This window comes from Microbacterium terricola (genome assembly GCF_027943945.1).
In the GTDB taxonomy this organism is placed as follows: Bacteria; Actinomycetota; Actinomycetes; order Actinomycetales; family Microbacteriaceae; genus Microbacterium; species Microbacterium terricola.
In genome coordinates, this window is the sequence record NZ_AP027141.1 from 2,869,659 (window position 1) to 2,891,108 (window position 21,450).

A 21,450-nucleotide genomic window follows, 5' to 3' on the forward strand; every position below is an offset into this window, starting at 1 on the left:
CGATACCGTGGGGGCATGAGCGCCCCGATCGATCCCACGTCCACCGCCGCCTGGTCCGAGCTCGAGGCGCACAGCGCCGCACTCGTCCCCGACCTGCGCGGGTGGTTCGCCGACGACCCCGACCGGGTCGCGCGCTTCAGCCTGACCCTGGGCGACCTGCACGTCGACCTGTCGAAGAACCTCGTCACCGACAGCATCCTGGAATCCCTCGTCCACCTCGCGGAGCAGACCGGGGTCGCCGACCGCTACGCCGCGATGCTCGCCGGCGAGCACATCAACACCACCGAGGACCGCGCCGTGCTGCACACCGCCCTGCGCCGCCCGCCTGGTGCCGAACCCGCCCTCGTCGTGGACGGGCAGGACATCGATCACGACGTGCAGGCGGTGCTCGACGACATCTCCGCGTTCGCCGACCGGGTCCGCGACGGCGAGTGGGTGGGCGTCACCGGCAAGAAGGTCACGCACGTCGTCAACATCGGCATCGGCGGGTCGGACCTCGGCCCGGTGATGGTCTACGAGGCGCTCAAGCCGTACGCCGACGCCGGCATCGAGGCGCGCTTCGTGTCCAACATCGACCCCACGGACATCGCCCAGAAGACCGGCGACCTCGACCCCGAGACGACCCTGTTCGTGATCGCGTCGAAGACCTTCACCACGCTCGAGACCCTCACCAACGCGCGGCTCGCCCGCGACTGGCTGTGGACCGCCCTCGCCGAGGCGGGAGCGATCGACGGGACGGATGCTGCCAGGACCGACGCCGTGGCACACCACTTCATCGCGGTGTCGACGGCGCTCGACAAGGTCGAGGCGTTCGGCATCGACCCCGCGAACGCGTTCGGCTTCTGGGATTGGGTGGGCGGGCGATACTCCGTCGACTCCGCGATCGGCACGCCGCTCGCGATCGCGCTCGGACCCCGGGTCTTCCGCGACCTGCTGGCCGGGTTCCACACCGTCGACGAGCACATGCGCACCGCCCCGCTCGCCCAGAACGTGCCGGTTCTGATGGGCCTCCTGAACGTCTGGTACACCAACTTCCTCGGCGCCCAGTCGCACGCGGTGCTGCCCTACGCGCAGCAGCTCAGCCGCTTCGCCGCCTATCTGCAGCAGCTCACGATGGAGTCCAACGGCAAGTCGGTGCGCTGGGACGGCACTCCGGTGACCACCGACACGGGCGAGGTGTTCTGGGGCGAGCCCGGGACGAACGGCCAACACGCGTTCTACCAGCTCATCCACCAGGGCACCCGGCTGATCCCGGCCGACTTCATCGCGTTCGTCAACCCGGCGTATCCGCTCGAGGACGGCGGGCGCGACGTGCACGGGCTGTTCCTGGCCAACTTCCTCGCGCAGACGAAGGCGCTCGCGTTCGGCAAGACCGCGGAGGAGGTCGAGGCCGAAGGGACCACCGGACCGCTCGTCGCCGCCCGCACGTTCGCCGGCAACCGTCCGACGACCTCGATCTTCGCCCCCGCGCTCACCCCGCAGGTGCTCGGGCAGCTGATCGCCCTCTACGAGCACATCACCTTCACCCAGGGGGCGATCTGGGGCATCAACTCGTTCGACCAGTGGGGCGTCGAGCTCGGCAAGCAGCTCGCGCTGCAGATCGCACCGGCGATCGAGGGCGACGACGAGGCCCTCGCCGCGCAGGACGCGTCGACCCAGGCGCTGCTCGCGTACTACCGCGCGCACCGCGAGTGAGGCGGCGGGTCCCGCCTGTTCGCGGCCCCGTGTCTGTTCGCCGACCCCACCTCCTGGTGCCCGGCACACCCTCTGCGCACCGCGCGGAAGGGGTGGGGTCGACGCCTGGGGGTGGGTTCGACGCGAATGCGCAAGGGGGTTACCGCGCCGCGCGGCGCGACTTAGCGTGAGGTCATGACTGATCCCCGCGAGTCCGACACCCCGAAGCCCGCTGACGCTGCCCCGCTCGGCGGCGATGAGACCACCGAGGAGCAGCTCGACGCGGACAACGCCGTCGAGGAGGACACCCTGAAGACCCTCGACCCGGACTCACCCCCGGCCTGAAGCGAACCCCGGCCGCTCCTGTCGCGATCCCGTCCTCTCGCGAGACAAGGAGATGTGGCCGACGAAGGCCTGCCGGAGCGGAAGCATCCTCCCGTCGCGTCATGTCCTTATCTCGCGACGACGGAGGGGCGGCCAGGGCGAGGGATGCTGCGCGTCCCCGGGCTGACGCGAGCTCACGCCTCGCGGGTGATGGTCACCTTCACGTGCAGGTGCGACTTGAACGGGCCCGCGTACACGCCGCGCAGCGGCGGGACGTCGCCGTAGTCGCGGCCGCGACCCACCAGCACGTGCCGGTCGCCGATCTCGATGTTGTTCGTCGGGTCGAAGCCCTGCCACTCGCCGGCGAACCACTCCACCCAGGCGTGCGACTCACCGGTCACGGCCTCGCCGACCTCCGCCGACGGGCGCGGGTGCAGATAGCCCGAGACGTAGCGGGCGGGGATGCCCACCTCGCGCAGGGCGCCGAGAGTGATGTGCGCGATGTCCTGGCAGACGCCCTTGCGGGCATCCCAGGCCTCGGACGCCGTCGAGTGCACGCCGGTGATCCCGTGCATGTACTCCACCGCGTCACCGATGGCGATCGCGATCGCGTGCGCCGCGCGACCGGGGTGGTCGTGCTCGGCCGCGATCGACCGCGCGATCTCGGCGACCTCCTCGTGCGGACGCGTGCGGTTGGTCTGGCTCAGCTGCTCGACCGTCTCGATCGACCGCGACGCGTCGTCGGCGAGCTGCTGCCAGGTGTAGTCGACGTGCTCGATGGGGCGCGGTCGCACCTCGACGAGCGAGCGGGCCGTGATCGTCAGGCCGCTGTGCGGCGAGAGCACGTCGAATGCGGCGACGCGCGTGCCGAAGTAGTCGACGTACTGGTTCACCGACGTCGACGGCTCGATGTCGAGGGTCGAGTTCAGCACGAACTGGCTGTCGGTCGAGCCGGGCAGCATCCGCGCCTCGTTGTACGAGGCGGTGACGTCGCCCTGGTACGAGAAGCCCGTCTTGTGCTCGATGCGGAGTCTTTTCATGCGCTGCGCTCCTGCCCGCAGGAGCGGCCGGCTGGTCCCTGAGTCCGTCGCAGGGTCATGAGATCTCTCCGATCCAGCTCGGCTCCGCCTGTGTCGGGAAGAACCGGCCGCGGATGGCCTCCGATGCCTCCCGTGAGACGGTCTGCACCCGCCGCATGTGCGCGGGGAGTTCGCTGAGGATCTCGCTGATGGGGCTGTACTCCAGGTCGTTGCGGATCTGGCCGAGCGCACGGAGCACCGTGTTCGAATGCCCGACGCGGTCGGCGCGAGGGTCGATGGCGCTCATGCACTCCTCGGCACGCTGGATCGAGTAGATGATCGACCGCGGGAACAGCCGGTCGAGCAGCAGGAACTCGGCCGCGTTGCGGGCGCTCGGCATGCCGCGGTACGTGCGCAGGTACGCCTCGTACGCGCCGCAGGAGCGCAGGATCGTGGTCCACGACGGCCCGGACGCCTCGGTCAAGGAGCGGGTCGCCAGCATCCGCGCGGTCATGTCGGTGCGCTCGATCGAACGGCCCAGCGTGAAGAACTGCCACGCCTCGTCCCGGCTCGTGGAGGCGTCGACGATGCCGACGGCGAGCGCTGCACGCTCGCGCACCCACTGGAAGAACTCGTGCGCCTTCTCGGTCTGCAGGCGCCGCGGCATGCGCGCGTTCGTGGTGTTCAGGCACTCCCACAGCTCGGTCGACACGATCTCGCGGGCACGGCGGGCGTTCTCGCGCGCGGCCGACAGCGAGTAGGCGATGGATGCGGGATTCATGCGGTCGCCGGCGAGGCGCTGCAGCACGTCGCCCCGGCGGACGACCTCGAGCCCATCCGGCGGGAACGAGCCCATCACGCTGAGGAGCGACCGGCACGCGGTGTCCTCGTCGATCCAGGGGTCCTCCAGCAGCAGCTGCAGGTGCACGTCGAGGATGCGGGCCGTGCCGTCCGACCGCTCGATGTACCGCCCGATCCAGAACAGCGACTCGGCGATGCGGCTCAGCATGCGTCGTCCTCGCGGGTCGGCGCGTCAGCCAGCGGGGCGTCCTCCGCCTGCTGCTGTTGCTGCTCCTGCTGCTCGACGCGCGAGCGCGGGCGGTCCTGCGGCGAGTGGGTGACCTCGTCCTGGTCCTCGTAGATGATCGGGATGGCTGCGGTGATGGTCGCGGCCTGATCGGCGACGAGACCGGCGAGCCCTGCCCCCTGGCCGTACTCGACGTGGCCGGGAGCAGAGCCGCCCACGATCCAGGTGTCCTTCGAGCCGCCGCCCTGACTGGAGTTGACGACCAGCTGGCCTTCGGGGAGTGCCACGCGGGTAAGCCCGCCCGGGAGCACCCAGATGTCCTCGCCGTCGTTCACGGCGAAGGGCCGGAGATCGGCGTGCCGCGGCCGCATCCCGTCTTCGACGAGGGTGGGGATGGTCGAGAGCATCACGACCGGCTGCGCGATCCATCCGCGCGGGTCGGCCCGCAGCCGCGCGCGCAGCGCATCGAGCTCCGCGGGCGACGCGTCGGGTCCGACGACGAGGCCCTTGCCGCCCGAGCCGTCGACCGGCTTCACGACGAGCTCGTCGATGCGGTCGAGCACCTCCTCGAGAGCGCCCGGATCCTCGAGCCGCCAGGTGTCGACGTTCTTGAGGATGGGCTCCTCGGCGAGGTAGTACCTGATCAGGTCGGGGACGTACGTGTAGAGCAGCTTGTCGTCGGCGACGCCGTTGCCGACGGCGTTGGCGATGGTGACGTTGCCCAGGCGTGCGGCGAGCATGAGACCGGGGGCGCCGAGCATCGAGTCGGCGCGGAACTGCAGCGGATCGAGGAACTCGTCGTCGACCCGGCGATAGATCACGTCGACGCGCTTGGGGCCGCGCGTGGTGCGCATGAAGACCTTCCCGCCGATGCAGAGCAGGTCGCGGCCCTCGACGAGCTCGACGCCCATGAGGCGGGCGAGCAGCGTGTGCTCGAAGTAGGCCGAGTTGTAGACGCCGGGGGTCAGCACGACGACGTTCGGCTCCTCGATGCCGGCGGGGGCCGAGGCGCGCAGCGCGAGCAGGAGCTTGTTCGGGTAGTCGCCGACCGGCCGCACCCGCATCGACACGAAGAGCTCGGGCAGCGTCTGCGCCATGACCCGTCGGTTCGCGATCACGTAGCTCACGCCTGAGGGCACGCGCACGTTGTCTTCGAGGACGCGCATCTCGCCGTGCTCGTCGCGGATGAGGTCGATCCCGGACACCTGGATGCGGACGCCATTGGCACTGTGGATGTTCGCTGCCTGGCGGTAGAAGTACTGCGACGAGGCGATCAGCGCCGCCGGCAGCACGCCGTCGCGCACGCAGTACTGGTGCCCGTACGCGTCATCGAGGAACGCCTCCAGCGCGCGCACGCGCTGCTTGACTCCCGCCTCGACCCGCGACCACTCGTCGTAGTCGATGATGCGGGGCACGGCATCCAACGGGAAGGGGCGCTCCTCGCCCGCGAAGTCGAAGGTGACGCCCTGCGCGAGGTACGAGCTCGCCAGCGAATCCGTGCGGCCGCGCAGCTCTTCCTGCGTCATCTGCGCCAGCGCCTGGTACAGCTCGCGGTACGCGTCGCGCGACTCCGCCAGAGCGCCGGCATGCGCCGGACCCGCGAACATCTCGTCGAACGCGGGTACGCCCGACACCGACTTGCGAGGCGCCAGCGTGGAGCCGTATCCGTCGAACAGGTCACCCATGCGACGAGCCTAGTCCGGGCCGTGTTGCCGCGGTGTTTCGGGGCGGGCTGCACGCACACGGGGCCGCGGCGGCGTCCGCGGACGTACGCTGACGGAGTGAGGGAACGGGGCACGGTCGTCCTTCCCGCCGTGGCGGGAGTCGCGTCGGTCGCGCTCGGAGCAGGCATCGGCGAACTCGTCGCCGCGCTGTTCGTGCCGTCCGCGAGCCCCGTCGCCGTCATCGGCGGCGCGCTGATCGATGCCGCTCCGTCGTGGGCGAAGGATGCTGCCATCGCCCTCTTCGGCACCGCCGACAAGATCGCGCTCGTGGTCGGGATCGCGCTGGTGCTGGTCGTGGTGGCAGGCGGGGCCGGCGTGCTGGAGGTGCGACGCCCCCCGTGGGGCAGCCTCGTGCTCGGTCTGCTCGGCGCGGTCGGAGCCGTGGTCGCCCTGACCCGCGCGGACGCCGGCGGCATGGCGTGGCTCCCCTCCGCAGTCGCGGGGCTCGTGGCAGCCTTCACCCTGCGCGCCCTCGCTCGCCTCATGCCTCGTGCGCAGGCCGACTCCGGACCGCTCGTCGAGCGAGGCCGCGAAGCGCCCGAGACGAAACGCCCAGACTCCGGACCGCTCGTTGAGCGAGGCCGCGAAGCGCCCGAGACGAAACGCCCCGACCGCCGCGCGTTCCTCGGCTGGACCATCGCGGCAGCGGCAGCGGGAGCCCTCTCGGCCATCGCCGCGTCGGCCCTGCAGGCGGGGCGGCAGGCAGCATCCGCTGTTCGTGACGCGATCACGCTCCCCCGGCCATCCGCGACCGCACCGCCGGTGCCGGCGGGCGCCGAGCTGGGCGTCGACGGGCTCGCCCCGCTGATCACCCCGAACGAGCAGTTCTACCGGATCGACACGGCGCTCATCGTGCCGTCGGTGGCGACGCAGGACTGGAGCCTGCGGATCCACGGGATGGTCGAGCGCGAGGTCACGCTGACGTGGGACGAGCTGCTCGCCCTGCCGCTGGAGGAGAGCACCACCACGCTCGCATGCGTGTCGAACACCGTCGGCGGCGACCTGATCGGCAACGCGCTGTGGCTCGGGTACCCGATCCGCGAGCTGCTCGCCCGCGCCGTGCCGAGCGCCGACGCCGACATGGTGCTCTCGCGCTCGATCGACGGGTTCACCGCGAGCACTCCGCTCGAGGTCCTCACCGACGACCGCGCGGCGATCCTCGCGGTCGGCATGAACGGCGAGCCGCTGCCCGCCGAGCACGGTTTCCCGGTGCGGATGGTGGTGCCAGGGCTGTACGGGTACGTGTCGGCGACGAAGTGGGTCACCGAGCTGGAGGTCACCCGGTTCGATGCGACGACCGCGTACTGGACGACCCGGGGGTGGAGCGAGCGCGGACCGATCAAGCTGCAGTCGCGCATCGACGTGCCGCGCCCGGGGGCGCAGGTCGCCGCGGGAGACACCGTCATCGCGGGAGTCGCGTGGCAGCAGCACGTGGGCGTGGCCGGCGTCGAGGTGCAGATCGACGAGGGCTCGTGGCAGGCGGCGACCCTGGCGACGGCGATCAGCGACGACACCTGGGTGCAGTGGAGCCTGCCGTGGACGCCCGAGTCCGGCGACCACACGATCCGCTGCCGTGCCCTCTCGGCCGATGGCACGACGCAGACCGCCGACACCGCCCCGCCCGCGCCCGACGGCGCGACCGGGCATCACACCATCCACGTCACGGTGGCCTGAACGCGGTGAGGGGCGGACGGATCCACGTCCGCCCCGCTCACCCGATCTCAGCAGAGCACTGCCAGCGTCCAGTAGAGATTGATCGCCGTGCCCGAATCGGTGTACGTGTTGGCGTAGATGTAGCTGCCCGCCACGTACGCGGATGCCCAGTACGGGCCGCCGTGCACGGAGACGACCGGCGTGCAGCCGGTGGCGTCGATGTCCAGCAGCACTCGGTAGGACCCCGTCCCGAGATTGGTGCTCGAGAGGACCCGCGGGCTGCCGTTGTAGACACCGCCCGAGGGGGAGAGCACTGCGTGGATCTGCGGCACGTAGTACCCGACCACATCGATGACCAGGTGCACGCTGGCGGTGAAGTTGCGCACACGCAGCTGCTTGGCGGCCCCCGCAGTGATCGTCAGAGTCGGCGTCGAGGTCATGTTCACCGCCTTCGGGTATGACAGCACCGTGGTGTTCGGTTCGGATGCCGAGGTCGGCCAGGCGCGCACGCGCCCGGCTGCGGTGGCGCCGGTCGAGGTGACCGAGGTGGCCACCGCCGTCGCCGCCAGCGGGATGCTGCAGCCTCCGGTCTGGCCTCCCTGCGGAGCGAACCCGAACGACCCGGAGATGTAGAAGTCACGAGTCGTCCCATCACCCAGGAGGCCGCCGCCTTTGCGGGTGTCGGCCACCCGACACGGGGTGATCGGCACGTACGTGGTGGACATCTTCGACGCATCGATCGCATCCGTGGCGGGCGGCGCATCCTCCGGCCCGAAGCCGCCCTCCGCCCCGCTGTTGGGCGAATCCGGCGGCGATTCGCCGATCGCCGCTGCAGACGTCGTGGCGATCGCACCCAGGATGAGGGTGGTCACCACCGCGGCGATCATCGATGTGCGTAGACGAGTGCTCATTGCTGCCCCCTGCATGCTGAAGCGAGCGCACGCGCTCCTCGCATGCGCCGCACGGTGAAGACCACGAACGCGGTCTCTACCGACAGAGAGTGCCCCTGACCCCGGCCCGATACCAGAGGAGGGCTCGCGTCAGCCGGCGAGCACCCGCACCGGGCCCCGTTTAGACTGCTAGCGCCCCTTCCCCCTGGAGTACCGTGCCAACCGTTCATCGGCCCTCTGTCACTCGCGCGCGCCGCTGGCTGATCGCGATCGCGGTGACGGTCCTGTTGGCCCCCCTCTCCGTGGTCACGGCCGCCCCTGCCATGGCGGCGACCGCCTCGCTCTCTGGTCGCGTCCTCAATGCAGACGGCAGCCCCGCAAGCGGGGTGTGGATCGACGCGTGGCGGCTGGGCGCGTCGAGCTCGGCGGACAGAACGCGGACCGACACCCAAGGCGAGTTCGTCATCCAGGGCCTCCGGGCAGGGGGGACGTACCACCTGTCGGTGGTGACCGGGCGGGACGAGGGGTACGCGACTGGTTTCTTCACGGGAGACCGCGCGGACCCCGAGAGCGAAGACAGGAGCCGTGCACGCGTGTTCCTCGCCACCTCATCGGTGCGTGGCCGGATCACGCTGCAAAGAGAAGCCCGAACCTCCGTGTCGGGGGTCTTCGTCAACGCCGACGGAACACCCCGTGCCAACGCGGAAGTCTACGTCTACGGAGTCGTCGACTACACCCATGCGCCCGTCGGCGAGGGCCCGTTCGGCCCTACGCACACCACCCGGACCGCCGCCGACGGGACGTTCACCGTGCGCGGGCTCGAGACGAGCGGCGACGAGTTCGACGGTCACGTTGTCGCACTCCACCGCGGTCTGACCGGCTGGAGCGGCTTCATCGGGGAGGATCCATCAACCGGGCTCGTCCCGGCCGATCGCGCCCGCGTCCACCCGCTGACGACGGCGCCGATCGACGCCGGGACGGTCACCATTCCGGTGGCCACCCTTCCCGCCGATCAGATCGTGCTCGGACAGGGGCTCACCGTCGACAACGCCGGGACGGGCGCGGCGAACGAGATCATCGCGGTCAGCGGCGGCACGCTCTCGGCTTTTCCTGTACATGACGGAGTGGTGCAGCCGGGTATCCCGATCCGCAGCGGCCTGAGCGGTCAGAAGATCTACGCGCCCGGCAATTGGGGACGCAACGACTACTTCTACCGTCCAGAAGGCGCAGAGACGGTGCCCAGGGACGACATCATCGGCGTCGACGGGAGCGGCGACATGTTCCTGTACGAGGGCGACGGCTACGGCTACCTCCGCCCGCCGGTCAAGATCGGTTCGGGATGGCAGCATCGCCGCCTCACCTTCTCCGCCGACCTCGACGGCGACAACCGGGCTGACATGCTCTCGATCGACAAGAACGGGGTGCTCAGGCTCCACCGCGGCAACGGGAAGGGCGGGTTCGTCTCGCCGTCCCACCGGGTCTCCACAGGATGGAAGGGTGACCACCTGTTTGCGGCAGGCGACCTCAACGAGGACTACAAGGCCGACCTCATCTCGGTCGACTCGAGCGGGGTCCTGTGGACGCATCTCGGGCGCGGGAACGGGACATTCCGGAAGCCCATCCGAGTCAGCAGCGGCTGGAAGTCCCTCACGATCGCGACAGGCGCCGACATCGACGACGATCGGCACTACTACGCCGACATCGTCGCCCGGGATGCCACCGGCCGCCTGTACCTGTACTCCGGTCGGGGTGACGGCCGGTTCAAGACCAGGAAGCTCATCGCGACAGGCTGGTGAGGCCAGTGTCCGCCGAGCGGCGCTCAGCCGATCGGCGGCCCCGCCGGCGGGATGTAGTCGCACGGAGCTCCGTTGAGGAAGAAGTCCTTGGGCGGCAGGAAGGTGTCGGTGGCGCTCGCGATGTGCACCTGGCCAGGCTCGGCCTCACCAGGTTCGATGATCGACCAGCTCCAGGGGATGTAGGTCACGACCTGACCGCTTTGGGTGATCGACTCCGCCTGCCCCGACGACGGATACTTGACCTGCTCGTCACCGGTCCACGACCAGACGAGCACCCACCGTTCCGGTGACGCCGTGATCGCCGTACCGGTGTTGTTGGTGATCGTGAAGTCGATGATCGCCTCGCCCGGCCAGTGGTGGTAGACGCCCTTGACCGAGCAGGTCCCCGACGGAGGCGGAGTCGTCGTGCCCATCGCCCACGTCGCGAGCGCGCTCGATCGGTCGGAGAACGCCGCATGCGAGGAGCGCGCGACACCGACGACCACCACCAGCACCGCCACCACGAGCATGGCGATCACCACTCCGGCCTCGAGGACCGAGTGCGTCGCCGCGCTCTTGCGCGCATTGGGCAGGAACTCGATACGGAGCGTGCCACGCACGAGGAGCGCAGTGAGCAGGACGGTCGCGACGATCAGCAGGATCGCGCCCTGGACCGCCCAGACGATGGGCAGCCCGATCGCCGGCACCAGGATGCTGCCCACGCCGATGACATTCGCCGGGTGGACCGGGGTCGAATCGGCCGATTCGTTGGCGTCGCCCTTGGTGACCAGCATCCCGTCCTCACGCACCTCGATGATGCGGTGCATGATCTGCTGCTCGGGGTGGCTCGGATCGATGAACAGGATCACCTGTCCGAGTGCGTACTCCTCCACAGGCCACACCAGCGCGACGTCGCCCGGCTGGATCGAGGGCCTCATCGATCCGGTCACGACGGTCGTTCCGATGAAGCCGAACGGACGCGGCACGAACGCCGCCGCGAGGAGCGTGAGGATCATGCAGAGGACGCCCCAGCACACCGCCACGCGGATGAGGACGGGCCAGCTCAGATCCTCGATCGGACGGCCGCGCCAGCCCGGGGCCGGCGCCTGCCGCCGCGGGGTCGTCATGGCCGGCAGGTCACTGGCTCTGGGCCTCCCAGACGAACGTGACGTCGGCGGCCGCGCCCTGAGGCGCGGTGTCCAGCACCTCGTACGCAACGGTGTACGTCTGGGACTGGCCATCGGCGAGGACGACGGGGAGGATGCCCTGCGAGAAGTCGGTGATCGCCTGGAGGTCCGCCAGCGTCCCGGTCCATTCGGCAGGGTTCGCGGGCTGGCCGGCCGAGGTGATCGTCAGCTGGATGTGATCGGCCAGATCCTGCGCCGCACCGGAGCCCTCGGAGTAGAGCCGCACCTCGGAGTCGATCGTCCCGCCGGTGTAGTTCACGACGATGTCGGAGGTGCCCGTGTCGCCGGGCGTCAGGTCCGTCTCGGTGAAGACCGCCGAGCCCTCGCTGTCGTTCGTGAGGTCGATGGTGCCCGTCGAGAACGAACTCGAGCCCGTGCCCGTCTGGGCCGTGAACGCGGCCATCGACGCCTGGTAGATCAGCACCCCCGCGACGATGATCGCCACCGCGATGATGATCGTGAGCACCCAGAACCGGGCTCCGCGTCCCCGTGACGGCTCCTCGGGCCGTGTCTCCGCCGCATCCGTCATCGTCGTGTCCTCCCGATCCCGCGAGGTGGCGGTGCCCACCGTCGTGGGAGTCACCATAGACCGCGGAGCCAGCGGACTGACAGAGCCTGCCTCAGTCGGGCGCGATTTCACCCTGGCCGGGTGACATCACTCCGTGAGGACGATCCTGAGCTGCTCGACGGCCCAGTCCAGCTCGGTCGCGCGGATCACGAGGGGCGGGGCGATGCGCACGGTCTGGCCGTGAGTGTCCTTCACCAGCACGCCACGGGCGAGCAGGCGCTCCGCCACCTCACGGCCGGTGCCGACGGCGGGATCGATGTCGACGCCCGCCCAGAGCCCCGCCACCCGCACGGCGGTCACGCCGTGCCCGACGAGCTCGCCGAGCCTGCCCTCGAGGTGCGCGCCGAGCGCCTTCGCGCGGGCCTGGAACTCGCCCGACGCGAGCATCTCCACGACGCGCAGCCCCACGGCGGCGGCGAGCGGATTGCCGCCGAAGGTGGAGCCGTGCTCACCGGGCCGGATGACGCCGAGCACCTCGGCGTCCGCGGCCACGGCCGACAGCGGCAGGATGCCGCCGCCCAGCGCCTTGCCGAGCAGGTACACATCGGGCACGACGCCCTCACGATCGCACGCGAACGTCTCGCCGACACGGCCGAGGCCCGACTGGATCTCGTCGGCGATGAACAGCACGTTCTGCGCCGTGCAGATCTCGCGCACTGCGCGCAGGTACCCCTCGGGCGGCAGGATGATGCCGGCCTCGCCCTGGATCGGCTCGATCAGCACGGCGACCGTGTCGGCGGTGATGGCTGCCTCGATCGCGGCGGCGTCACCGAACGGCACCTGCACGAACCCGGGCGCGTACGGCCCGAAGTCGTCGCGTGCCTGCGGGTCGTCGCTGAAGCCGACGATCGTCGTCGTGCGGCCGTGGAAGTTGCCGTTCGCGACGACGATGGCGGCAGCATCCGGCCGCACGCCCTTGACGCGGTAGCCCCAGGCGCGCGCGACCTTGATCCCGGTCTCGACCGCCTCGGCGCCGGTGTTCATCGGCAGCACGAGCTCCTTGCCGCACAGGTCGGCGAGCGCCGCGGCGAACACGCCGAGCCGGTCGTTGTGGAAGGCGCGGCTCGTGAGGGTCAGTCGCCCGAGCTGCTCGGTCGCGGCGTCGATGAGAGCGGGATGCCGGTGCCCGAAGTTCAGCGCCGAGTACGCCGCGAGCAGATCGAGGTAGCGCTTGCCCTCGACGTCAGTGACCCACGCCCCCTCACCGCGGGCGATGACGACGGGCAGCGGGTGGTAGTTGTGCGCGACGTGCGCCTCTTCGACGCCGATGAGCTCGGCGGTCGCAGCATCCAGGCCGGTTGCGGTGTTCATCGTGCCGGCCTCTCTCAGCGGCGCAGCTCGAGCGTGCAGCACTTGATGCCGCCGCCGCCGAGCAGCAGCTCGGACAGGTCGACGAGCACCGGGTTGTAGCCCCGTTCGCGCAGCTGCGCCTCGAAGCCCTTCGCCCGCGGCGAGATGATCACGTTGTAGCCGTCGCTGGACGAGTTCAGGCCGAACACGGCCCCGTCCTCGTCCGACACGCGGATGGCGTCGGGGTACCGCTCGGCGAGCACCTGCTGGCTGCGCTCGTCGAAGGCGTGGGGCAGATACGCGATGTTCGCGTGCTCCGGGCCGCCGTCGGCCACGCCCTCGACCGGGTCGAGCACGGCGATCGCGGTGTCGAGGTGGTAGAACCGCGGGTCGACCAGGGTGAGCGAGACGACCTCGCGGCCGAACACCTCACCCACCTCGCGGTGGCTGTCGCCGGTCGAGCGGAAGCCGGTGCCGGCCAGGATGGTGTCGCCGACGAGCAGGAAGTCGCCCTCGCCCTCGTTGACCTCGACCGGCTCGCGGACCTCGAAACCGTTCTCGCCGAACCAGTCCATGAAGGCCGGCCCCTCGGGCACGCGCTCCGCGAAGCGGAACTTCGCGCCGTAGGCCACGCCGTCGATCACGAACCCGCCGTTGGCCGTGTAGACCATGTCGGGCAGCCCCTCGATCGGGTCGATCAGCTGCACCTCGTGGCCGAGCTCGATGTAGGCGTCGTACAGGTCCTGCCACTGCCGCACGGCCTTGGCGGTGTCGGTCGGGTTGGCCGGCTCCATCCACGGGTTGATCGTGTAGCTCACCGTGAAGTGCTCGGGGCGGCACATCAGGTAGCGGCGGTGCTGGGCGGTACGTGCTGCGGCGGTGCCGGTCAGCGTGTCGGGGTGCGTGGACATTTCGCTCCTCAAGTGGGCCGTGGCGGACGCTGTCCTCAAGGCCCGGCGGCCTCCGACCCACGTCATCCGCTCAGGGATGGGGGGCGAAGGGACGACCCGGGCACGCCGAGCCCATTCTCGCATGCCGCACCCGCACGCTCGCCGAGCCGCGCCCCGGTTCGCCGACCCCACCCTGTACTGCCGAGCCCGCCCTCGCTGCACCGCGAGCACGGGGTGGGCTCGGCGCTAGAGGGTGGGGTCGGCGCACAGAGCGAGGAACTAGGGCGTGACGACGACCTTGCCGACCGTGTGACCGGCATCGACGTGCGCGAGCGCGGCGCGGGCGTCGGAGAGCGGGTACACCTGCTCGATGTGCGGGCGCAGCTCGCCGGAGGCGACGAGGGCCAGCAGCTCCGCGGTCACCTCGGGCTTCGCGGTGGCCGCGAGCGGGCGGAGGCGACGCGATGCGCCGATCGACAGGATGCCGGCGCGCGCGATCGCGCCGAGCGGACCGAACACGCGGTGCGAGCCGCCCGAGACCAGCACGACCGTCCCGCCCGGTGCGACCAGGCGGCGGAGGGCGCGCAGCGGATGGTCGCCCGCGATCATCACGACGGCGTCGAAGGATGCTGTCGCCAGCGCCTCGAGCGGGGTCTGCCGGTAGTCGAGCGCCTCGGCCGCTCCCAGCCGGCGCACCACGTCGAGCGCACGCTCGCCCGCGAGCGCCGTCACCGTGGCGCCGCGGATCGCGGCCAGCCGCACCGCGAAGGTGCCGACGCCGCCGCCCGCTCCGACGACGAGGATGCGGCGGCCACCGGCATCCGCACCGATTCCGGCCGCTGCGAGCGCCTGCCACGCGGTGCCGCCGGCCATCGGCACGCTCGACGCGTCGACCGCGTCCACGGACACGGGCCGCCGCACGAGCCTCGCGGCCGGCGCGACGACGAGTTCCGCGAGGCCCCCGCCAGACAGCTCGCCGACGACCTCGTCGCCCACCGCGAGGCCATCGACCCCGTCGCCGACCTCGACGACCGTGCCCGCGACATCGCGGCCCTGCACGGGCGTCCGGGGGCGGCGCAGCCCGAACGCCAGCCGCAGGATCAGCGGGTCGCCGCGCATGACCCGCACATCGGCGGAGTTCAGCGCCGTGGCCCGCACCCGCAGGAGCACCTCGCCGCGGCCGGCGACCGGCGCCGGCGCGTCCGTCCGCACGACCGCCTCGGGCCCGCCGTAGCGCCGCTGGATCCACATGGTCGTGGTGACGGCATCCGCGCTCATGATTCCTCCGGGTAGTGGAAGAGGGCGTCCAGGCTCGTGCCGAACTCCCTGGCGATCTGGAACGCGAGCTCGAGCGTGGGCGAGTACCTGCCCTGCTCGATCGCGATGAGCGTCTGGCGGGTCACGCCGACGCGACGCGCCAGCTCGGCCTGGGTCATCCCCGCCTGCTCCCGGGCAGCGCGGATCGTGTTGACGACGCGGGTGGGGCGCACCATCACTGGAACCCCTTCCGGTAGGCGAACAGGCGGGCGATGCCGCCGAGCAGCGCCGAGAGGAAGAACCCGACGAAGATCGCGTTGCCGATCCAGAACCAGTGCGCCTCGACCATCGCGAGGATGAGCCCCGCCAGACCGCCGAGCACCATGAACGCCTGCCCGACGCGGTCGCCGAACCACTCGATCTCGCGGTCGCGCTGGTCGGCGCGGTGCTCCTCCTCCGGATCGCGCATGCCCGCGCCGATCCCCCAGAGGATGCTGAGCACGATCGACCCGACGATCGCCCCGAGGAGCGACCACACCATCGGCCACACCCAGTCGACCTCGTCGACCGGCCCACCCAGCTGTGGCAGCACGATCGCGAAGTAGACGGCGGTGCCGCCGACGCTCGCGATCAGCTGCGCCCACGTGTTGCGCTCCGCGTAGCCCATGACGCCCTCCGACATGTCAAAGATTCTTGACACAGACGGTACGCTCGGCGCCGACGCGTGTCAAGAATCTTTTACTCGCTCCGATCGGCCCGGCTGATCCCCCTCGCCACCCCGAACTGCCAGAGTGAGAACCATGGGCCGCCGCACCGCCGAAGAAACCCGCCGCCTGCTGATCGACGCAGGGCTCCAGCTCCTGCTCGAGCGGGGCGTGTCGGCCGGCGTCCAGCACATCCGGCTGCAGGAGGTGCTGCGGACGGTCGGCCTCACCACCGGCGCCGCGTACCGCATCTGGGCGGATCAGACCGAGTACCACCGCGACCTCGCGATCGCGATGGTCCGCCTGCGGTTCGCCGAGCCGACGGCCAGCGCAGAGACCGCGGTCCGGGATGCGACCTCGATGGACGACGTCATCCGGGCCGCCGCGCTCGACCATGTGACCTACGCGGCGCAGTTCCACCTGGATCCAGGATCACGGGACTCGCACGCGTTCATCACCGCCCTCGCGCTGCGGACGGCGGCGGGCGCGTGGCCGGAGCTGCGCGAGGCGAGTGCCGCCCGCCACGCCGAGTCGGTGGCGGCGTTCGCGGCCTTCTACGCCGAGCTGATGGAGCGGTTCGGCTACCGGATGCGCGAACCCATGACCGTGCGCGATCTGGCCGAGGCGCTCGCCGCGATCGGCGAGGGCTTCGCGATCCGCGCGGCCGAAGGCCTCGACCACCCCGTCTACGTGCTCAGCGAGGACGACGAGATGGCACCGACCGGGCAGTGGACCCTGTTCGGGCTCACCGTGCGCGCGATGTCGGATGCGTTCATGGTCCGGGTCGCGGCCACCGACCCCGGAGAAGAACTCTCCGCGGGTCGGGGCCACTGATCCCCAACGGTCCCTCTTCACTGCCGCGTGGCCGAACAAGCTGCGGCAGACAAGTCCCCGACCGCCATCCTGCTAGGCCGCTCCCTCCCGCGCCAGAAAGATAAATTGTTTATCCTCTGCGCCGCGCGACGCGTGTCTCAGATCACGGCCTCGGACCACGGGTCGGGGTTGCCGAAGCGGTGGGCGGTGATGCTGATCGACTGCTCACGCAGGAACGGGAGCAGCTCGAGACGGCCGGCGGTCGTGACCTCGTTGGCGCAGACGGCGAGGTCGGGGTCGCCCGCCGTCGCCTCGGCGAGCGCTCCGTGCAGGGCGGCGACGGATGCTGCCGCCCCGACGAGCCGGACGCGCTCCGGCCGCGACTCCGCGAGCCGCATCCGCTCGATCCACTCTGGCTCTGTCTCGACGAACACCGTGATCTGCTCGTCGCCGAGCGCGCGGCGCACCTCAGCGGGGAGGCCCACGGGAACGCTCACGTCGAACGACGCCCCCGAGCGGATGCCGGCGACCACGACCCGGAGCAGCGCGTGCCACGACGCATCGCCGGTCGCACGCACCCCCACCGAGGGCATCGGGCGGTAGCGGAACAGGTTGCGCTCGACGCCGAGCTGCGAGACGTCCTTCACCCGGCCGAATTCTCGGTCCCAGGCGATGGCATCGGACAGGGCGCCTCGGCGCAGCCACTCGAAGGACTCGTAGTCGAGGGTCGGCTGGGCCGCCTCGATGATCGCGGTGATGCGGCTGTCGAGACCCCGCAGGTGCAGGGTCGGCGACGGCGCCGCGCCGCCGGTCGCGCGCCAGCTGCCGAGCCCGACCAGGTAGTTGGGGCCACCCGCCTTGGTGCCGCCGCCGACCGAAGAGCGCTTCCAGCCGCCGAACGGCTGACGCTGCACGATCGCGCCGGTGATGCCTCTGTTGACGTAGAGGTTGCCGGCCTCGACGGTGTCGAGCCACAGCGCCAGCTCGGCGGGGCTCTGCGTGTACAGGCCGGCGGTGAGCCCGTAGGCCACCGCGTTCTGCAGCTCGATCGCCTGGGCGAGCGACGAGGCGTGCATGACGCCCATCACCGGGCCGAAGAACTCCTCGGTGTGGAAGCGCGAGCCGGGCCGGACGCCGACCCGGATGCCGGGCGACCACAGCCGGCCGCCTCCGCCGGCCTCATCCAGCGGCCGCGGCTCGACCAGCCACTGCTCGCCCTCGTCGAGAGTGGTCAGCGCCCACTCGAGCTTGCCCTGCGGCGGTTCGATGACCGGCCCGACCTCGCTGAGCGGATCGGTGGGCAGCCCGACGCGCAGCGAGTCGGCAGCATCCCGCAGCTGCCGTGCGAAGCGCCGGGAACGGCCGACCGGCCCGACCAGGATCGCGAGCGAGGCCGCGGAGCACTTCTGCCCCGCGTGGCCGAAGGCGCTCTTGATGAGGTCGGATGCTGCCAGGTCGAGGTCGGCCGACGGCATCACGATCATGGCGTTCTTGCCGCTGGTCTCGGCGAGCAGGGGCAGGTCGGGGCGCCACGAGCGGAACAGCGCCGCCGTCTCCCACGACCCGGTCAGGATCACCCGGTCGACATCGGGGTGCGAGAGCAGCCGGCGACCGAGCGCACCCTCGTCGATGTCGACGAGCGCGAGCACCTCGCGAGGGACGCCCGCTTCCCAGAGCGCCTCCGCGACGACCGCCGCACAGCGGCGCGCCTGCGGGGCGGGCTTGAACACGACGCCCGAGCCGGCGGCGAGCGCGGCGAGCACCCCGCCCGCCGGGATCGCGATCGGGAAGTTCCAGGGCGGCGTCACGACCGTCACGCGCTCCGGCTCGAAGATCGCGCCGGACACCCGGTCGAGCTCCCGCGCGGTCGCGGCGTAGTAGTTGGCGAAGTCGACGGCCTCGCTCACTTCGACATCGGCCTCGGCGAAGACCTTCCCGGTCTCGCTGGCAGCCACCTCGATGAGATCGCCGCGGCGCGCCTCGAGCGTGCGTGCGGCCGCCAGGAGGACGGCGGCGCGATCGGACGCGGGTAGGCCACCCCACGACGCGGCAGCATCCCGCACCGTGGCGACGATCGCCTCGAGGGCGTCCTCGTCGTCGACGCGTGCGGCCGCGACGGCGGCGTCGCCGAGGCTCGATCCGTCGATGCGGGCGAGGATCTCGCGCGCCCACTCGCGGTTCGCCGGCAGTGCCGGGTCGGTGTCGGCGGTGTTGCGGAAGCCCGGTGCACCCTCGGCGACCTCGTCCTCGCGCGGCGCGAAGACCGCGGTCTCGACGAAGGCCTCGCCGCCGAACAGCTGCGCCTCGGCCGGCGGCGCGACCGGGGCGGTCTCGCCTGGGTCGATCCTCGGAGTGCTCGACCCGCGCGCGATGTCGAGAACGGCTTCGGTCAGGCCGCCGTCGTCGTCAGCCGGCGTCTGCTCGCGCCGCACCCGCCCGTCGGCGCGCACCGCACCGGTCGCGACAGGGGCACGGCGATCCTGCGTGCGGTTCGAGCCGATCGGCAGCGTGGGGTCGGCGGCCCGCGCGATCGAAGCGAGGAAGCGGTCGCGCTCACGCTCGAACAGGGCGGGCTCGTCGGCCAGATCGAACGCGGCCGACAGGAAGTTCTCGCTCGACGCGTTCTCCTCGAGCCGGCGCACCAGATAGCTGATCGCGACGTCGAACTCGTCGGGGCGGACCACCGGCACGTACAGCAGCACGTGTCCGACTTCGCGGGTGACGGCGGCCACCTGGCCCTGTGCCATGCCGAGCAGCATCTCGAACTCGAGTGCCGGCGTCTCCGCCTGCCCCGCGTCGGAGGTCGCCGGGCGGACGCCGCGCTCCCCTGCGAGCAGCCAGGCGTACGCGATGTCGAAGAGGTTGTGGCCGGCGACACCCAGCCGCACCGCCGCCGTGCGCTCGGCATCCAGTGCGTAGTCGAGGCAGCGCAGGTAGTTCGCGTCGGAGTCGAGCTTCGTGCCGTAGGTCGCCAGCGGCCAGTCGTGCATGACCGCATCCACGGTCTCCATCGCCAGGTTCGCGCCCTTGACCAGCCGCACCTTGATGCGCGCGCCGCCCGCGGCGACGCGCTGCTGCGCCCAGCCGGTGAGCCGCTGGAGGGCCGGCAGCGCATCGGGCAGGTAGGCCTGCAGCACGATGCCGGCCTCGAGGGCCCGCAGCCGGGGATCATCCAGGATGCGGGTGAACACCGCGATCGTCAGGTCGAGGTCGCGGTACTCCTCCATGTCGAGGTTGATGAACGTCTCCGCGCCGGCCGCCGGATCGCTCGCCGTCAGGTACAGCGGCATCAGGCGCTCGACCACCTTGTCGACGACCTCGTCGAACGCCCACATGGAGATGTGGCTGGCGATGGCGGACACCTTGACCGACACGTAGTCGACGTCGTCGCGCCGGATCAGGTCGTGGATGCCCTCGAGTCGGCGAAGCGCCTCGGCCTCGCCGAGCACCGCCTCGCCGAGCAGGTTGAGGTTCAGCCGCGCACCGTCCGCGCGCAGCGCCGCGATCGCGGGGCCGAGCTTGTCGGGCCGTGCGTCGACGACCAGGTGTCCGACCATCTCGCGCAGCACCCGGCGCGCGATCGGCACCACGGGCGACGGCAGCACCGGCGCCATCGCTCCGCCCACCCGGACCGCGCCGCGCAGGTACCAGGGCAGGAACTCGGGCACGAGGGGGGCGACGCCGTGGAGTCGGGATGCTGCCGCGGCGAGGCTCTCCGGGCGCATCACGCCGTCGACGAAGCCGATCGTGAACGGCAGCCCGTTCGGGTCCTTGAGGACGCCGGCGAGGCGCTCGGCCGATGCGTCGGCCGGGTAGTCGGCACTCTCGGCGACCCAGAGCCGCGCGAGGTCGACGGCGCGGGTGCCCAGATCGTGGTCGGAAGGAGTCGTGTCGTGTGCTCGGCTTGTGGCCATGCGCCCAGCCTAAGGTCTCGGCGGGAGCCGGGAAGGCAGACACCGGGCCGCCTTTCGAGGCTGAGTGATTGCTGTGCGGAAGGGCGATGATCCACTGTGGTCTGACCACAGTCGTATACTGAGGGTGCATTCACACGGATGCACGTGCCGGCGGCTCCGCCGGCGCTGTGACCGGCGGCACGTCGCCGCCCTCTGAAAGGACAGCTCATGTCTTCGCGCGACCGGACGGACCGGAAGGACCGGCGCAACACCATCATCCGCATCTCGATCGCCGGACTCGCGGTCTTCGGGATCGGCGCCGCGATCACCACCGCCGCGTGGACCGACCAGGTCTGGTTCGCCGCCGAAGCGGACGTCGCCTCTCTCGATCTGAAGGGCAGCACTACGGCCACCGGCCCGTGGGACGACTACGCCACCGAGGGGGACGCCCTCACGATCCCCGTCTCCGCGTCGGACTTCGGCGCCCTCCAGCCGAACCGCACCTACGAGATGGAGGTCTACGTGAAGAACGCGGACACCGCCGACGCCACGCTGACGGTGGACGCCGACCTGACGGGCGCGATCGCCGACGCCGGCTCGACCATCACGGTCGACGCCGTGGCCGCCGAGACCGCTCTCGCGACCGACGACGTCACGGCGGTCACCATCACGCTGACCACCGGCGACATCCCGGCCACGCTCCAGGGCGCGACGGGGACCGCGCTGGTCACCGTCACCGGAACCAGCAGCTGACCGCGCGCA

Annotated in this window: 18 protein-coding genes; 6 read left to right on the forward strand and 12 right to left on the reverse strand. The window is 71.0% G+C overall.

Translation table 11 applies throughout. From position 1 onward, the window contains the following. Positions 1–15: 15 nt before the first annotated feature. Both pgi and Microterr_RS13665 read left to right on the forward strand, forming a co-directional pair. The gene (gene pgi / locus Microterr_RS13660; protein ID WP_263797356.1) at positions 16–1,695 is read left to right on the forward strand and encodes a glucose-6-phosphate isomerase; all 1,680 of its coding nucleotides are present in this window, start codon (positions 16–18) and stop codon (positions 1,693–1,695) included. 174 nt (positions 1,696–1,869) lie between these two features. Further along, the gene (locus tag Microterr_RS13665) at positions 1,870–2,019 is read left to right on the forward strand and encodes a hypothetical protein (protein WP_263797355.1); all 150 of its coding nucleotides are present in this window, start codon (positions 1,870–1,872) and stop codon (positions 2,017–2,019) included. A 173-nt stretch (positions 2,020–2,192) separates the two neighbouring features. Here Microterr_RS13665 and Microterr_RS13670 read toward each other — a convergent pair whose 3' ends face one another. From Microterr_RS13670 to Microterr_RS13680, 3 genes are read right to left on the reverse strand one after another with little or no spacing between them, the layout of a single operon-like run. Further along, positions 2,193–3,038, reverse strand: coding sequence for a transglutaminase family protein (locus tag Microterr_RS13670; RefSeq protein WP_263797354.1), 846 nt, complete (start codon positions 3,036–3,038; stop codon positions 2,193–2,195). A 55-nt stretch (positions 3,039–3,093) separates the two neighbouring features. Beyond that, positions 3,094–4,026 carry an alpha-E domain-containing protein gene (locus Microterr_RS13675; RefSeq protein ID WP_263797352.1) on the reverse strand — a complete coding sequence of 311 codons (933 nt, stop codon included), beginning with the start codon at positions 4,024–4,026 and terminating at the stop codon, positions 3,094–3,096. Next, the gene (locus tag Microterr_RS13680; protein ID WP_263797350.1) at positions 4,020–5,729 is read right to left on the reverse strand and encodes a circularly permuted type 2 ATP-grasp protein; all 1,710 of its coding nucleotides are present in this window, start codon (positions 5,727–5,729) and stop codon (positions 4,020–4,022) included. Before Microterr_RS13680 ends, Microterr_RS13675 begins: the two co-directional genes overlap by 7 nt. A gap of 96 nt (positions 5,730–5,825) precedes the next feature. On the opposite strand from Microterr_RS13680, the gene Microterr_RS13685 reads away from it, so the two are divergent. Then, entirely contained in the window at positions 5,826–7,442 is a 1,617-nt protein-coding gene (locus tag Microterr_RS13685) for a molybdopterin-dependent oxidoreductase (RefSeq protein ID WP_263797349.1), read from the forward strand. A gap of 47 nt (positions 7,443–7,489) precedes the next feature. On the opposite strand, the gene Microterr_RS13690 is transcribed toward Microterr_RS13685, so the two are convergent. Beyond that, entirely contained in the window at positions 7,490–8,332 is an 843-nt protein-coding gene (locus tag Microterr_RS13690; protein ID WP_263797348.1) for a hypothetical protein, read from the reverse strand. Positions 8,333–8,598: 266 nt separating this feature from the next. On the opposite strand from Microterr_RS13690, the gene Microterr_RS13695 reads away from it, so the two are divergent. Beyond that, positions 8,599–10,107: an FG-GAP-like repeat-containing protein gene (locus Microterr_RS13695; protein WP_263797346.1), complete on the forward strand. Its 1,509-nt coding sequence runs from the start codon at positions 8,599–8,601 to the stop codon at positions 10,105–10,107. Positions 10,108–10,130: 23 nt separating this feature from the next. Here the strand turns inward: Microterr_RS13695 and Microterr_RS13700 are convergent, their stop codons facing one another. From Microterr_RS13700 to Microterr_RS13730, 7 genes are all read right to left on the reverse strand, one after another. After that, positions 10,131–11,213: a signal peptidase I gene (locus tag Microterr_RS13700; RefSeq protein ID WP_263797344.1), complete on the reverse strand. Its 1,083-nt coding sequence runs from the start codon at positions 11,211–11,213 to the stop codon at positions 10,131–10,133. A 10-nt stretch (positions 11,214–11,223) separates the two neighbouring features. Next, positions 11,224–11,841 carry a CalY family protein gene (locus Microterr_RS13705; RefSeq protein ID WP_263797342.1) on the reverse strand — a complete coding sequence of 206 codons (618 nt, stop codon included), beginning with the start codon at positions 11,839–11,841 and terminating at the stop codon, positions 11,224–11,226. Between the two features lie 87 nt (positions 11,842–11,928). Then, the gene (rocD, locus tag Microterr_RS13710) at positions 11,929–13,152 is read right to left on the reverse strand and encodes an ornithine--oxo-acid transaminase (RefSeq protein WP_263797341.1); all 1,224 of its coding nucleotides are present in this window, start codon (positions 13,150–13,152) and stop codon (positions 11,929–11,931) included. A 14-nt stretch (positions 13,153–13,166) separates the two neighbouring features. Further along, positions 13,167–14,042 carry a dimethylargininase gene (gene ddaH, locus Microterr_RS13715; protein ID WP_263797340.1) on the reverse strand — a complete coding sequence of 292 codons (876 nt, stop codon included), beginning with the start codon at positions 14,040–14,042 and terminating at the stop codon, positions 13,167–13,169. A 258-nt stretch (positions 14,043–14,300) separates the two neighbouring features. Then, on the reverse strand, positions 14,301–15,299 hold the full coding sequence (locus Microterr_RS13720; RefSeq protein ID WP_263797339.1) for an NAD(P)-dependent alcohol dehydrogenase: 999 nt from the start codon (positions 15,297–15,299) through the stop codon (positions 14,301–14,303). Beyond that, the gene (locus Microterr_RS13725; RefSeq protein WP_263797337.1) at positions 15,296–15,514 is read right to left on the reverse strand and encodes a helix-turn-helix transcriptional regulator; all 219 of its coding nucleotides are present in this window, start codon (positions 15,512–15,514) and stop codon (positions 15,296–15,298) included. Before Microterr_RS13725 ends, Microterr_RS13720 begins: the two co-directional genes overlap by 4 nt. Further along, positions 15,514–15,960 (reverse strand): hypothetical protein, encoded by a 447-nt coding sequence (locus Microterr_RS13730; protein WP_263797336.1) that lies wholly within the window; start codon positions 15,958–15,960, stop codon positions 15,514–15,516. The genes Microterr_RS13725 and Microterr_RS13730 overlap by 1 nt, the downstream gene beginning before the upstream one ends. 118 nt (positions 15,961–16,078) lie before the next feature. On the opposite strand from Microterr_RS13730, the gene Microterr_RS13735 reads away from it, so the two are divergent. Next, entirely contained in the window at positions 16,079–16,816 is a 738-nt protein-coding gene (locus tag Microterr_RS13735) for a hypothetical protein (protein WP_263797335.1), read from the forward strand. A 137-nt stretch (positions 16,817–16,953) separates the two neighbouring features. On the opposite strand, the gene Microterr_RS13740 is transcribed toward Microterr_RS13735, so the two are convergent. Further along, complete coding sequence (locus tag Microterr_RS13740) at positions 16,954–20,709, reverse strand: bifunctional proline dehydrogenase/L-glutamate gamma-semialdehyde dehydrogenase (RefSeq protein WP_263797334.1); 3,756 nt, start codon at positions 20,707–20,709, stop codon at positions 16,954–16,956. 207 nt (positions 20,710–20,916) lie between these two features. Between Microterr_RS13740 and Microterr_RS13745 the strand changes: the two genes are divergently transcribed. Continuing rightward, complete coding sequence (locus Microterr_RS13745) at positions 20,917–21,441, forward strand: hypothetical protein (protein ID WP_263797332.1); 525 nt, start codon at positions 20,917–20,919, stop codon at positions 21,439–21,441. The last annotated feature ends 9 nt before the right edge of the window (positions 21,442–21,450 follow it).